Consider the following 12,654-nt stretch of genomic DNA (forward strand, 5'->3'; position numbering starts at 1 on the left):
GGCCGGGTCTGTGTCGGGCGGGCTTGCGTCGGACGCGCAGGCTCAGTCGGTGATGAAGCCGACGCGGCCGCGATAGGCCGGGCCGAGGGGGCTGGCGCCGGCGACGCCGTAGAGGCGGTTCAGGCGGCCGAGCAGGATGCCCTGCGCGTCCTGGGCATCGACGAAGCCGTCGTCGGGCCGCGCGGGCTGGCGCGCCTCCATGGGCTTGGCGATGTAAGGCGTGACCATGATCATCAGCTCCGTCTCCTGGCGCTGGTAGTCGCGCGACCGGAACAGGGCGCCGATGATCGGCAGGTTGATCAGGCCGGGCAGGCCCGAGATGGTGGCCTTGTTGCGCTGCTGGATCAGGCCGGCGGTCATCATGCTGGCGCCGGAGGCGAGCTCGACGGTGGTCTCCGAGCTGCGCACGGTGAAGCCCGGGACGGGAAAGCTGGTGCCACCCTGGCCAAGGTTGATCGCGTTCGTCTGGTCAATCTCGGTCACGTCGGTACCGACACGGACGGAGATCCGGTTCTCGGCAAGCACCACGGGAGTGAACGTGAGGCTGACGCCGTAAGGCTTGAACGAGATGGACGGCGTGCAGGTTTGAACGCCAACATTCTGCACGCATGACAGGTTGGCCGGGACCGGAATCTGTCCGCCCGCGGTGAACTTCGCCGATTCGCCGGAAATCGCCGTGAGGGTTGGTTCGGCGAGCACCCGAGAGACGCCCGCTTGCTCGAAGGCCCGGAGTGTTGCCGTGAGGCTCGCGCCACCCGTACCAGAAACGGTGCCGCTCAGAACGTTGCCGTTCGGGAAGGCGCTACCGTTCAGGGCGAACGGCGCGTTGTTGACGAGGTTCAACCCCGACCAGTTGCCGCTCATGTTGATGCCGAACTGCTTCAGTACCGTGCGCGACACCTCCACCACGGTGACGCGCAGCATCACCTGGTCGCGGCCCCGGATGGTGATGTTGTTGATCACGGTGCCGCGGGTCGGGGTGCTGCCGGCGGCGGCGCCCATCGCCGCGCCGCCCGCCCCGGCCGACCCGGACTGGCCGACGAAGGCGTTGGCGATGTCGATGGCCTGGGAGGCCTCCGCCGCCGAGGCGACGCTGCCCGACAGGATGATCGAGCTGCCCGCCGTGCGGATGTCGAACCGGGCGCCCGCGATGCTCTGGCTCAGGATCTGGCGCAGCGCGCCGAGCTGGAGGTCGCGGGCCACGGTGACGTCGAGGGCGGTGATCTGGCGGCCCTCGCCGTCCATGATGAAGATCGAGGTCGCCCCGTCCTCCATGCCGATGACGAAGACCTTGCGGGTCGAGCGCACGACGGCGTTGGCGACCTTCGGGTTGGCGACGAACACCTCCTTGGCGTCGCGCGGCAGGTCGATGACGATGGAGCGGCCCATGGTCAGCTCGATCTTGCGCGAGGTCGCCGCTTCGTTCGAGCCGACGGCGAGGACCGGCGCGGGGGCGAGCTCGGCCATGGGCCGGGCCGCGGCGGGACCGGCGAGGAGGCAGGCGCCCACACTGAGGAGAGCGGGCAGGTGGCGGGCGCCGCTCCGGGATCGGATGGTCATGGATGAAACCCCTGTCATCGCGTTCGCCGGAGCCATCAGCGCCGCGACTGTTGCTTGGAGACGCCGAAGCGGACCACCGTCACGCCCGCATCGGCCCGGGCCTCGGGCGCCGGGTCCGTGCCCCGCCCGGCATCCGCGAGGCTGCGCAGGGACAGGGAGAGCTGGCCGACCTTCTGGGCCAGGGTCACGATCTCGGCCTGCGCCGGGGTGAGGGCCAGGGTCGCGGTCTCGCCGGTGACGACGTTGGCGCCGTTCTTCTCCTGCACGATCTGACCGACGGCCAGCACGCGGATATCCGTCAGGACGGTCTCCGAGATCTGGGTTTCGGTCGCGCCCGCCTGCATGGCCTCCTCGTCGCGGAAGGTCCGGATGAGATCGACGTGATCGTTGGGCAGGATGAAGCCGCCGGCGGAGCTCGATCCGCGGGTGTCGGTGACGATGGCCACCGCCCGCATGCCGGAGGGCAGGATGGCGGCCATGAAGCCGCCGTCCGAGCGGGCGAGCTTTTCGGGCCGGATCGGTTCGCCCGAGAGGAAGGCCGACCGGGCGATGGAGCCCGCGATGTCTTCCAGGCCCTTGGGCCGATTTGTGCGGGTGATGTAGCCGGCCGTGACCGCCTGATCGGGCCAGGCCTGCCAGCGCAGGTCCGCCACCTGGAGGCTCTGCCCCATGGGCAGCTCGGCGGCGGCCACGAGGACGTCGGTGGTCGGCAGGGCCGGCGGCGGCAGGGCGGCCTCGACCACGGGGGCCGGGGGTTTGTCGTCGCCGCTCATCAGGAAGGCGGCGAGGCCGCCGGTGACCAGGGCGATGGCGAGGACGGCAAGGCGGGCGGGTTTCATTGCCGGGGATGAACCTGTGGGGCGGCAGAGCGCCGCGCCCGATCAGGATGCCCCCGGATTCCTCAAATTAGGGTTAAGACTTTCTGACGAATTGCGCGCCTCGCCCTGCCGGTGGCGAGGGTGCATCGACTCCGCCGTCGCATCACAGGCTGAGGGCCCGCGACCAGATCGCCGTCTCGGGCAGGACCAGCACGGCCGCGAAGGCGAGGGCGATGCCGTAGGGCACGCCCGTGCGGGTGTCGTGGAGGTGCAGCAGGAACGGCAACCGGGGCAGGGCCGGCCCGATGAACATGGGCAGGGGCTGCGCGCGCAGGGCCAGGATCGCCAGGGTGAGGATTCCGCCGGCCAGGGCCGCGAGGGTGAGGTAGTCGAGGAGGTGATCGAAGCCGATCCACAGGGCGGTGCCCGCGGCAAGCTTGGCGTCGCCGCCGCCGATATGCCCGAGGGCGAACAGGGTGAAGGTGATGGCGAGAACCAGGGCACCGGCCCCCGCATGGGACGCCACCTCGGTCCATCCCAACCCGAAGCTCGCCGCGACGACGGCGAAGCCGATGACGAGGGCGAGGGTGATCCGGTTCGGGATCAGCATCGTCAGCAGATCGTTGACAGCGGCGTAGACCATCAGAAACGGGAAGACGATGAGAACACTCGCGGCGGCCATGGTGAAGCTTCCGAGCTAAGGATGTTTTAGAGAACGGTTCATCACCGCCAGTTCTCAAAATTTGAGGGCCACGGTGGTGCTGCGAAAGGTATGTAAAAGCCTCCGCATGGCGGCAAACGACAAAGGCAGGAGGCGTGACCGGTCGTCACGCCCCCAGCAAACCCTTCAAAATCTTTGCTTGATGCCACGGAAGTTAAAATCCATGTCTCGATTGACGGTTTTAGCGCAATCGCCAAGCAAATTACGGCAATTAACGCGCTGCATCCAGCTTGCCAGCGATGTTCGTGAACGAGTTCTTAAGCGACGTCGACACGCTACCCAACGCGGCGATGATCGCAACGGCGATGAGCGAGGCAATCAGGCCGTACTCGATGGCGGTGGCGCCGGACTCATCGGAGGCGAAGCGCTTGAAGAGGTTCGTCATGGTCTTGGATCCTTCGTTCGACCAGGTGGAAAAGCGGTGCCGTCGAGGATCAACTTGTTCCGTCCGGCGACAGGACGGAGATTGCCGGGGCCACATTGCAATTGGGTTAAACGCGCCGCTGAAACGCGGCGGCATTTGAGGCAATTTTCCCATGGTAAAAGCAACGTGAAGGTCAGGCTCTTCCGGGGGCGGCCCGCCGTCGTCTCGCCGGTGTCCGATGACGCTCCGGCCGCCGCCGGCTCCTGCCCCGATCGTCGCGGGAGCGGCGGGTGGTCCGGAGCCGGGACTTAGGGCGCCGTTTACCATTGTCGTGCTTGGGTCCCGGTCAGTTCGACGAAGGCGGTTGACCGCCGTCCCAGCCCGCGCGGGTCCGCAGCCACGAGTGATCCCCCCATGGACGAGCGCAAAGCACTATCCCGGAACGCCGCCGGAGCCGCGGGCCTGCTCCTCGCCGCGTTCGTGCTCGGCGGGACCGCCGTGCCGGCCACGGCCCAGGAGGCCTCCACCATCGTCGCCGTGACGGTGGACAACGCCAAGGTGATCCGCCTGCCCGAGACCACCCAGACGGTGATCGTCGGCAATCCGATCATCGCCGACGTGGCCCTGCAGAAGAACGGCGTCCTCATCCTCACGGGCAAGAGCTTCGGCTCCACCAACCTCATCGCCCTCGACCGGGGCGGCAACATGCTGGCCGAATCGACCATCCGGGTTCAGGCGCCCCAGGCCGCCGTCGTGACGGTGCAGCGCGGCCTCGATCGCGAATCCTACTCGTGCACGCCGAACTGCCAGCCCTCGGTGCAGCTCGGCGATTCGAGCCGCTACTTCGGCGAGGTCAGCGGCCAGGCCGAGTCCCGCCGCGCCATGGCGGTGGGGGGGAAGTAGGGGGAGGGGCCTCGCGCCGGGTTGCCGCAGGGTGTCCCGCAGGCTATAGGCAACCCGCGCCCGCCAGACACCCTTGGAGGCACGGGCGCGAATCGGGGTTCGGTGTGGCCGTCCGTTTCGGGCGGCCTTTCGTTGTTCCCCGGCTTGTTTTCAACGTTTGAAGGATCACGCCATGAGCGCAGTCAAGACGCTTGAGGCCGTGGCACGCGACCGGGTCGGCAAGGGGGCCGCCCGGGCCGTTCGTCGCCAGGGCCAAGTTCCCGCCGTCATCTACGGCGGCGGCCAGGCCCCGCAGGCCATCGCCATCGACCTCATCCGCACCCGCACCCTGATCTACGCCGGCGGGTTCAAGACCACGCTGTTCGAGATCAACGCCGGCGGCAAGAAGACCCGCGCGATTCCCCGCGACTTCCAGCTCGACCCGGTGAACGGCGTGCCGCTGCACGTCGACTTCCTGCGCGTCGTCGCCGGCCAGTCCATCACCGTCGAGGTGCCGGTGCACTTCATCAACGACGAGGCGGCCCCCGGCATCAAGCAGCGCGGCGGCACCCTCAACATCGTGCTCCACACCCTCGCCCTCGAGGTCGCCCCCGACGCGATCCCCGAGGCCATCGAGGTCGATCTGACCGGTCGCGAGATCGGCGACATCATCCACATCGCCGACGTGAAGCTGCCCGCGGGCGCCACCTTCACGGGCGAGCCGGATGCCACCGTCGCCAACGTCGTGCCGCCGACGGTGCTCGGCGCCGAGGTGGAGGCCGAGGAGGCCGCCATCGCCGAGGCCCAGTCGGCCGAAGCCGCCGACGAGAAGATCGAGGAGGCCGCCGAGGCCGCCGAGGACGAGAAGAAGGAGGACTGAGACCCGGGGCACCCCCCGGTTTCACGTCCCTGAGGATGCCCCGGCCGTCAGGCCGGGGCATTCCCGTTTCCAGGCCCCCCTTCCGGCAGGAACATTCGCGCCATGCGCCTGATCGTCGGCCTCGGCAATCCCGGCTCCCGCTACGCCCGCAACCGCCACAACATCGGTTTCCTGGCCGTCGACGAGATCGCGCGCGTGCACCGCGCCGGGCCGTGGCGGAAGAAGTTCCAGGGCGAGATCGCCGAGGTGGCCCTGGGGCCCGAGCGCGCGATCCTCCTGAAGCCCCAGACCTTCATGAACGAGTCCGGCCGTTCGGTCGCGGAAGCGCAGCGCTTCTACAAGATCCCCCTCGCCGACGTCATCGTGCTCCACGACGAGCTCGACCTCGCCCCGGCCAAGCTCCGGGTGAAGCTCGGCGGCGGCAATGCCGGGCATAACGGCCTGCGCTCGATCACGGCCCAGTGCGGCAACGACTATCGCCGGGTCCGCCTCGGCATCGGCCATCCGGGCGACAAGGCCCTGGTCCACGCCTACGTGCTCAATGATTTCGGCAAGGGCGAGGGCGCCTGGGTCGACGACCTCGACCGCGCCATCGCCGACCACATCGCGCTGCTCGCGGCCGGCGAGGATGCGAGCTTCCAGAACAAGGTCCACCTCGCCATGGCGGGGCGCGGCTGGGACGACGTCAAGGGCGTCGGCGAGGGGGCCGGGTCGGGCAAGCCCGGTTGAGTTCGAGAATTGACACGAAAACACGGGGACACGATATCGGGGGCGATGCGGAGGCAGCGATGAAGAACGTGACCGTGACCATGAGCGAGGCGCTGTTGCAGCGGGCGCGGGTCGCGGCCGCGCGGGACGGCAAGAGCCTGTCGAAATTCGTCGCCGAGGCCGTGGAGCAGCGGGTGGGCCGGCCGCTGACCCAGCGCGAGGCGCTCGACCTCTTCCTGGCCGGGCCGCCGCTTCACGTGCTGGACGAGAACGGGAAGGCCCCGACGACGGCGCAGCTCTACGATGACGACTGAGCTGGTCTTCGTCGATACGAACGTCCTCCTCTACGCCCGCGACGATCGTTATCCCGACAAGCAGAGGGCGGCCGCGCATTGGCTCGCGGCGCTCGCGCATCGCGACGCCCTGATCGTCAGTCCGCAGATTCTCGGCGAACTCCACAACGCCATCCTGCGGGGCAAGGTCGGCCTGGACGAGGGAGAGATGCAGCGCATGACCGCCGCCCTTCAACCCTTCTCGCACGGCGCCACCGATCTCGACCTCATCGCGCAGGCGTGGAAGATCCGGAAGGAGACCACCTTCCAATGGTGGGACTGCGTGATCCTCGCCGCCGCGATCCGAGCCGGGTGCCGCTACCTCCTGTCGGAGGATTACCAGCACGGCAGGACGGTCCGCGGAACGACCATCCTCAACCCTTTCACCGTCGGCCCCGAGGCCGTCATGACCGAGCATTAGGCGAGCATTAGGACAGACCCATGGGCTTCAAATGCGGTATCGTCGGCCTGCCGAACGTCGGCAAGTCGACCCTCTTCAACGCGCTGACGCAGACGGCGGCGGCGCAGGCGGCGAACTACCCGTTCTGCACCATCGAGCCGAATGTCGGCGAGGTGGCGGTGCCGGATGCGCGCCTCGACGATCTGGCGAAGATCGCCGCCTCGAAGGAGATCATCCCGACGCGGCTGACCTTCGTCGACATCGCCGGGCTGGTGCGCGGCGCCTCGAAGGGCGAGGGCCTCGGCAACCAGTTCCTCGCCAACATCCGCGAGGTCGACGCCATCGCCCACGTGGTGCGGTGCTTCACCGACGGCGACGTCACCCACGTGGAAGGCAAGGTCGATCCCAAGGCCGATATCGAGACCATCGAGACCGAGCTGATGCTCGCCGACCTCGACAGCCTGGAGAAGCGCCTGTTCGCCCTCGAGAAGAAGGCCAAGGGCGCCGACAAGGAGGCGAAGGAGGTCCTCGACCTCGTCAACCGCGCCCTGCCGCTCCTGCGCGAGGGCAAGCCGGCCCGCCTCGTGCCCCGCAAGCCCGAGGAGGAGGCCCTGTTCCAGACCCTCGGCCTGATGACGGCCAAACCCGTCCTCTACGTCTGCAACGTCGACGAGGGCGACGCCGACAAGGGCAACGCCTATTCGGAGGCGGTGATGGCCCAGGCCAAGGCCGAGGGCGCCAAGGCCGTGGTGGTCTCGGCCAAGATCGAGAGCGAGATCGCCGTGATGCCGCAGGCCGACCAGGGCGATTTCCTCGAGGCCGTGGGGCTGGCCGAACCCGGCCTCAACCGCGTCATCCGCGCCGGCTACGAGCTTCTGGGCCTCATCACCTACTTCACGGTGGGCCCGAAGGAGGCCCGCGCCTGGACCATCGAGAAGGGCACCCGCGCACCCGCCGCCGCCGGCGTGATCCACACGGATTTCGAAAAGGGCTTCATCCGGGCCGAGACCATCGCGTTCGCCGACTACACGGCGCTCAAGGGCGAGAGCGGCGCCAAGGAGGCCGGCAAGTTCCGCCTCGAGGGCAAGGACTACGTGGTCCAGGACGGCGACGTGCTGCATTTCCGCTTCGCCAACTGAGTGCGCCCATGACCGGCATCGCCTTCGAGGACTTTTCCCCCGGCTCCGTCATCGAGGGCGGCCCGATCACGGTGACGCGGGACGAGCTCGTCGCCTTCGCGGCCGAGTTCGACCCGCAGCCGTTCCACCTCGACGAGGCGGCGGCGGAGGCGACCTTCGTCGGCCACCTCATCGGCTCGGGGTGGCAGAGCGCCGGCTTCGGCATGCGTCTTCTGCAGAAGGACGTGTTCCGGGGCGCCACCTCCATGGGTTCGCCGGGCGTGATGCAGCTGCGCTGGCTGCGCCCGGTGGTGCCGGGCGACACCCTGCGCATTTCCGTGAAGGTCGAGAGTTGCCGGGCCTCGAACACGAAGCCCGATCGCGGCTTCGTGCGCTTCGCCATGACCCTGCTCAACGGCCGCGACGAGGCGGTGATGAGCCAGGCCTTCTCGGTGATGTTCCCGCGCCGGGACGCGGCGCCCCTGCCGCCCCGCGCCGTCGACCTCAGCCATCCCGTGCCCGTCACCGAGGGCACCGACGCCGAACGCCTGCTGTTCCTCAAGGACGCCGTCATCGGCACCCCGCGCGACCTCGGCCGCCACGTCTTCACCGCCGAGGGCATCACCGCCTTCGCCCGCGCCTACGATCCCCAGAGCTTCCACCTCGACGCGGAGGCCGCGCGAACGAGCCATTTCGGGGCCCTGTGCGCCTCGGGCTGGCACACGGCGGCCGTGTGGATGAAGCGCCTCCACATCACCCGCCAGCGCGACATCGCCCTGACGGCGGCCTCCGGACCCGTGCCGCAGCTCGGGCCCTCGCCGGGGTTCCGCGACCTGCGCTGGCTCGCCCCGGTCTATGCCGGCGACACCCTGCGCTACACCTGCGCCCTCACCGAGAAGCGCCAATCGACCTCGCGCCCCGGCTGGGGCGTCGCCACCCACCACAACGAGGCCGTGAACCAGCACGGCGCGAAGGTTTTCGAGTTCACCGGGTCGGTGTTCTGGCAGTGGGAGCTGGCGCACTGATCCATCGGCCTGCGCCGTATCTCAGCGCGCGCCTTGGCACTCGGGACGCGACATCGCACATTCAGGTGTGACCGAAGGAGATCGATCTTGAGCGCTCCGTCGAAGACCGAACGTCCCACGGAGACGATCCGGGAGCGCCATGACAGTTTGCGCATCCGGGTCCCCGACCCGAATGCAGTGTCCTTCGCCGCCGAAGCCCATCGGCAGTCCGCCGCCGTTGCGGCGCGTGCCCAGTCCAACGACGATCAGGACTTCATCGACGCGGTATCACGCGGGGATGATGCGTGAAGCGCGGTGGCGTTTGGCCAGGCCCTCCTACCGCCAGGCACGACAATGAGCGCGGGCCCTTGCCCCATCGTACAGAGCGTCTGCGCGCATCCCCCTCTCCCCGCCTGCCTACCGGATTCACACATCCGCCCGGCGGCTGATATCGAGAGCCACAATGAGCCGGCATCGAGCGCGACAGGCCCCCTCTCCTGGAAGGAGAGGGTTGGGGTGAGGTGTGCGAACTCTCCGGAGAATCCACACACCTCACCCTGTCCCTCTCCTTCCAGGAGAGGGGACCCGTGCTGCCCGCGAGATGTGTGAATGCTGTAGCCCCGCCTGCGGGGAGAGGGCCGCAGGCACCCCGTCATGCTTGCGGCGAGCGAAGGCGGAGCCGCAGCGAAGGTGAAGGGGCGATTCCGGAAGAGGCTCCGGACGCGCCCCCTCACCTTCGGCTGCCGCCTCGACGCGCTCCCCGACTGGGGTGAGACGCGCCCCTCTCCCTAGCCAAGCGGGGAGACGGGATGCGCACCGGAAACTCTGAAACACGGAGCGAAAGCCGGTGCGCTCGAAGAGTTACGCCGCCGCCCGTCGCTCCGGGTACAGCGACAGCAACCCGTCCGCGCTCGCCGTCGCCACCCCCCGCTCGGTGATGATGCCTGTCACCAGCCGGGCCGGGGTCACGTCGAAGGCCGGGTTCGCCACGGGGCTGCCGGGCGAGACCACCTCGATGGTGGCGAAGGCACCGTCGGGCAGGCGGCCGGTGAGGTGCGAGACCTCGCGGCCGTCGCGCTCCTCGATGGGGATCTGCGCCACGCCGTCGTCGAGGGTCCAGTCGATGGTCGAGAACGGCAGGGCGGCGTAGAACGGCACCCGGTTGTCGGACGCGGCAAGCGCCTTCAGATAGGTGCCGATCTTGTTGCAGACGTCGCCGGACGCCGTGGTGCGGTCGGAGCCAACGAGGCAGAGGTCGATGCGGCCGTGCTGCATGAGGTGGCCGCCGGCATTGTCGGCGATGACCGTGTGCGGCACGCCGTGGGCGTTGAGCTCGAAGGCGGTGAGGGCCGCGCCCTGGTTGCGCGGCCGGGTCTCGTCGACGAAGACGTGGACCGGCACGCCGGCATCGTGGGCGACGTAGATGGGCGCGAGGGCCGTGCCCCAATCGACGGTGGCGAGCCAGCCGGCGTTGCAATGGGTCAGGACGTTGACGGTCCGGCCCGTCCCGGCGTGGAGGTCGGCGAGGAGTTTCGCGCCGTGCACCCCGATGGCGTGGCAGCTCTCGACATCTTCCTCGGCGATGCGCCCGGCCTCGGCGAAGGCGAAGGCGGCGCGCTCGACGTCCGGGACGGTGCGGAGCTTGGCCGCGACCCGGTCGAGGGCCCAGCGCAGGTTGATCGCCGTGGGACGGGTGTCGGCCAAGAACTCCACCGCCCGCTCGATGCCGGCATCCGAGGAATCCTCCCTCAAGCCCATGGCCAGGCCGTAGGCCGCCGCGACGCCGATGAGGGGCGCGCCGCGCACCACCATGGTGCGGATGGCGGTGCCGGCCTCGTGCATGGAGCCGAGCCGCTTCAGCTCGAACGCGAAGGGCAGGCGGGTCTGGTCGATGACCCGCACGGAGACGCCGTCGGCATCGGGGAAGATGGTGCGGTAGGGCTGGCCGTCGATCTTCATGAAACGCGTCCGAGCGGGGAGGGGCCGAGGTCACCCGAGCCTTTACGTCAGAACGCCTCGGCGAGGCCAGCCGGGCGGCGAACGACGCCGCGGTGCCTGTCCGTCGAGCCCCGCATCGGGTCCGTCGCTGCGAAGTGCCGCCCGGGACGCGGGCGCGTCCAAGCTTCAGCCCAAGCGCTCCTCCAGGTGCGCCGCCACCCTCAGGGCGTTCGCCACGATGGTGAGGGTGGGGTTCACCGCACTGATCGAGGGAAAGAAGCTCGCGTCGGTGACGTAGAGGTTGTCGACCTCGTGGGCCCGGCAGTCGAGGTCGAGCACCGAGGATCGCGGATCGGTGCCGAAGCGCAGGGTGCCGGACTGGTGCGCGGTGCCGCTGAGCGGGATGTTCTTGCCGAGGTAGAGCGAGCGTTCGAACAGGTAGGTGTAGGCGCCGGCCGGCTGCAGCAGGCCCTCCAGGGTGTCGCGCAGGCGGTCGTGGGCCGCGCGGTTGGTCTCCTTGACGTCGAGGATCACGCGGCCGTCGCGGTCGAGGCTGACCCGGTTGTCGGAATGCGGCAGGTCCTCGCTCTGCAGCCAGAAATCCATGGAATGGCGCGCCACCATCTCGAATGGCGCGTCGGGCAGGAAACCGGTCCATTTCGGGAATTCCTCGCCGCGGATCTGGTCCGGCTGCGTCTTGGCGCACATCTGGATCAGGCCCATGGGATACTCCCAGGCCTTCGATTCGAAGTAGTAGTCCGACACCGCCAACGTCTTCTGGAAGACCGTGTCGTTGGGCTCCTTGGACAGGGCCATCAGCACCGACATGTTGTGGCGCATGTAGTTGCGCCCGACCTGATCCGAGCCGTTGGCGAGGCCGTTCGGATGCGCATCGGAATGGGAGCGCAGGAGCAGCAGGGCCGAGGACAGGGCCCCGCACGCCACCACGACGATGTCGGCGCTATAGCGCTCCTCTTCGCCGTCGCGGGTGACGTGGACGGAGGTCACCCGGCGCCCCGACGCATCCGTCTCGAGGCGCGAGACGTAGGCGTTGACCAGGAGGGTGACGTTGTCGTGGGCGGCGAGGGTCGGGTCGACGGTCATTACCTGGGCGTCGGCCTTGCCGTTGAGGAGGCAGGGGAACCCGTCGAAGGCGTCGCAGCGGATGCAGGTGCTCGTCGGCGTCGGGCGGCCGTTCCGCTCGTCGAGCTTGATGCCCAGCGGCAGGTGGAACGGGTGGAGGCCGTGCTTCGCCCAATCGTCCGAGAGCTGCTGGATGCGCGGCTCGTGGGAGACGGCGGGATGGTCGTAGGGCGCGCTCGCCCACGGCTCGGTGGGGTCCTCGCCCCGGCTGCCATGGACGGCGAACAGGCGCTCGGCTTGCGTGTAGTAGGGCTCGAACGCGTCATAGCCCAGGGGCCAGGCGGGGGAGACGCCGTCGACGTGGCGCACGGCCTCGAAGTCGCGCTCGCGCATCCGCAGCAGGGCCGCGCCGTAGACCTTCGAGTTGCCCCCGACATAGTAGTGCAGGGCCGGGCTGAAGCTGCGCCCGTCTCCGCCGTACCATGTCTCCTTGGCCTGGTAGGCGCCGTCGACGAACACGGTCTTGGCACTCCAGTTCGCCTGCGAGCGGGGCAGGTAGTCGCCGCGCTCCAGGAGCAGGATGCGCTTGCCGGTTCGGGCGAGACGCGCCGTCAGCGAGCCGCCGCCGGGACCGCTGCCGATGACGATGACGTCGTAACGATCCTGGGACATGGGGAGCCTTGCCGGAGCGGCATCGGGAGCGGGTGTTCGAAACGGCCAACGTAAGCCCCTCTGGCCCGTTCCGCGCTGCATTGCACACGGAGGCGCGAGGTGGCGCAACCGCTCCGGCGGCGAGACGTTGGACAGGGCGTGGCGCGCCCAGCGCCGCACCGACCGGACGAGGCC

At 69.0% G+C, this 12,654-nt stretch carries 14 protein-coding genes; 8 read left to right on the forward strand and 6 right to left on the reverse strand.

Features of this window, described 5'->3' with window-relative positions; genetic code table 11:
• Positions 1-42 precede the first annotated feature (42 nt).
• The 4 genes from FV218_RS19805 to FV218_RS19820 form a co-directional block, all read right to left on the reverse strand.
• Entirely contained in the window at positions 43-1,560 is a 1,518-nt protein-coding gene (locus FV218_RS19805; protein WP_056093858.1) for a type II and III secretion system protein family protein, read from the reverse strand.
• Between the two features lie 35 nt (positions 1,561-1,595).
• Positions 1,596-2,399: a Flp pilus assembly protein CpaB gene (gene cpaB / locus FV218_RS19810; protein WP_056093856.1), complete on the reverse strand. Its 804-nt coding sequence runs from the start codon at positions 2,397-2,399 to the stop codon at positions 1,596-1,598.
• Between the two features lie 142 nt (positions 2,400-2,541).
• The gene (locus tag FV218_RS19815) at positions 2,542-3,060 is read right to left on the reverse strand and encodes a prepilin peptidase (RefSeq protein ID WP_056093853.1); all 519 of its coding nucleotides are present in this window, start codon (positions 3,058-3,060) and stop codon (positions 2,542-2,544) included.
• A 250-nt stretch (positions 3,061-3,310) separates the two neighbouring features.
• A complete protein-coding gene (locus FV218_RS19820; RefSeq protein WP_056093851.1) occupies positions 3,311-3,484 on the reverse strand; it encodes a Flp family type IVb pilin in 174 nt (57 codons plus the stop codon).
• Between the two features lie 393 nt (positions 3,485-3,877).
• On the opposite strand from FV218_RS19820, the gene FV218_RS19825 reads away from it, so the two are divergent.
• The 8 genes from FV218_RS19825 (at position 3,878) to FV218_RS19860 (ending at position 9,096) form a co-directional block, all read left to right on the forward strand.
• Complete coding sequence (locus tag FV218_RS19825) at positions 3,878-4,366, forward strand: pilus assembly protein N-terminal domain-containing protein (protein WP_147711219.1); 489 nt, start codon at positions 3,878-3,880, stop codon at positions 4,364-4,366.
• A gap of 172 nt (positions 4,367-4,538) precedes the next feature.
• Positions 4,539-5,225 carry a 50S ribosomal protein L25/general stress protein Ctc gene (locus tag FV218_RS19830; protein ID WP_056093847.1) on the forward strand — a complete coding sequence of 229 codons (687 nt, stop codon included), beginning with the start codon at positions 4,539-4,541 and terminating at the stop codon, positions 5,223-5,225.
• Positions 5,226-5,327: 102 nt separating this feature from the next.
• On the forward strand, positions 5,328-5,954 hold the full coding sequence (gene pth, locus FV218_RS19835; protein WP_147711220.1) for an aminoacyl-tRNA hydrolase: 627 nt from the start codon (positions 5,328-5,330) through the stop codon (positions 5,952-5,954).
• A 59-nt stretch (positions 5,955-6,013) separates the two neighbouring features.
• Positions 6,014-6,247, forward strand: coding sequence for a hypothetical protein (locus tag FV218_RS19840; protein ID WP_056093838.1), 234 nt, complete (start codon positions 6,014-6,016; stop codon positions 6,245-6,247).
• The gene (locus FV218_RS19845) at positions 6,237-6,686 is read left to right on the forward strand and encodes a PIN domain-containing protein (RefSeq protein ID WP_147711221.1); all 450 of its coding nucleotides are present in this window, start codon (positions 6,237-6,239) and stop codon (positions 6,684-6,686) included. The genes FV218_RS19840 and FV218_RS19845 overlap by 11 nt, the downstream gene beginning before the upstream one ends.
• 20 nt (positions 6,687-6,706) lie before the next feature.
• The gene (gene ychF, locus FV218_RS19850; protein WP_147711222.1) at positions 6,707-7,804 is read left to right on the forward strand and encodes a redox-regulated ATPase YchF; all 1,098 of its coding nucleotides are present in this window, start codon (positions 6,707-6,709) and stop codon (positions 7,802-7,804) included.
• A gap of 8 nt (positions 7,805-7,812) precedes the next feature.
• Positions 7,813-8,808 carry a MaoC family dehydratase gene (locus FV218_RS19855; protein WP_147711223.1) on the forward strand — a complete coding sequence of 332 codons (996 nt, stop codon included), beginning with the start codon at positions 7,813-7,815 and terminating at the stop codon, positions 8,806-8,808.
• An 87-nt stretch (positions 8,809-8,895) separates the two neighbouring features.
• A complete protein-coding gene (locus tag FV218_RS19860) occupies positions 8,896-9,096 on the forward strand; it encodes an antitoxin MazE-like protein (protein ID WP_147711224.1) in 201 nt (66 codons plus the stop codon).
• Between the two features lie 552 nt (positions 9,097-9,648).
• Here the strand turns inward: FV218_RS19860 and mtnA are convergent.
• Positions 9,649-10,746: an S-methyl-5-thioribose-1-phosphate isomerase gene (mtnA, locus tag FV218_RS19865; protein WP_147711225.1), complete on the reverse strand. Its 1,098-nt coding sequence runs from the start codon at positions 10,744-10,746 to the stop codon at positions 9,649-9,651.
• Positions 10,747-10,911: 165 nt separating this feature from the next.
• Positions 10,912-12,480: a GMC family oxidoreductase gene (locus tag FV218_RS19870; protein WP_147711226.1), complete on the reverse strand. Its 1,569-nt coding sequence runs from the start codon at positions 12,478-12,480 to the stop codon at positions 10,912-10,914.
• Between the last annotated feature and the right edge of the window lie 174 nt (positions 12,481-12,654).

This window comes from Methylobacterium sp. WL69 (assembly GCF_008039485.1).
Taxonomy (GTDB): domain Bacteria; phylum Pseudomonadota; class Alphaproteobacteria; order Rhizobiales; family Beijerinckiaceae; genus Methylobacterium.

What these genes read in the sequence shown, in the direction of transcription:
- FV218_RS19855 (WP_147711223.1), top strand. Translation starts at nt 7,813, where the DNA reads ATGACCGGCATCGCCTTCGAGGACTTTTCCCCCGGCTCCGTCATCGAG.
- mtnA (WP_147711225.1), bottom strand. Translation starts at nt 10,746, where the DNA reads ATGAAGATCGACGGCCAGCCCTACCGCACCATCTTCCCCGATGCCGAC.
- FV218_RS19815 (WP_056093853.1), bottom strand. Translation starts at nt 3,060, where the DNA reads ATGGCCGCCGCGAGTGTTCTCATCGTCTTCCCGTTTCTGATGGTCTAC.
- FV218_RS19845 (WP_147711221.1), top strand. Translation starts at nt 6,237, where the DNA reads ATGACGACTGAGCTGGTCTTCGTCGATACGAACGTCCTCCTCTACGCC.
- FV218_RS19825 (WP_147711219.1), top strand. Translation starts at nt 3,878, where the DNA reads ATGGACGAGCGCAAAGCACTATCCCGGAACGCCGCCGGAGCCGCGGGC.
- ychF (WP_147711222.1), top strand. Translation starts at nt 6,707, where the DNA reads ATGGGCTTCAAATGCGGTATCGTCGGCCTGCCGAACGTCGGCAAGTCG.
- FV218_RS19805 (WP_056093858.1), bottom strand. Translation starts at nt 1,560, where the DNA reads ATGACCATCCGATCCCGGAGCGGCGCCCGCCACCTGCCCGCTCTCCTC.
- FV218_RS19870 (WP_147711226.1), bottom strand. Translation starts at nt 12,480, where the DNA reads ATGTCCCAGGATCGTTACGACGTCATCGTCATCGGCAGCGGTCCCGGC.
- FV218_RS19830 (WP_056093847.1), top strand. Translation starts at nt 4,539, where the DNA reads ATGAGCGCAGTCAAGACGCTTGAGGCCGTGGCACGCGACCGGGTCGGC.
- FV218_RS19820 (WP_056093851.1), bottom strand. Translation starts at nt 3,484, where the DNA reads ATGACGAACCTCTTCAAGCGCTTCGCCTCCGATGAGTCCGGCGCCACC.
- cpaB (WP_056093856.1), bottom strand. Translation starts at nt 2,399, where the DNA reads ATGAAACCCGCCCGCCTTGCCGTCCTCGCCATCGCCCTGGTCACCGGC.
- pth (WP_147711220.1), top strand. Translation starts at nt 5,328, where the DNA reads ATGCGCCTGATCGTCGGCCTCGGCAATCCCGGCTCCCGCTACGCCCGC.
- FV218_RS19840 (WP_056093838.1), top strand. Translation starts at nt 6,014, where the DNA reads ATGAAGAACGTGACCGTGACCATGAGCGAGGCGCTGTTGCAGCGGGCG.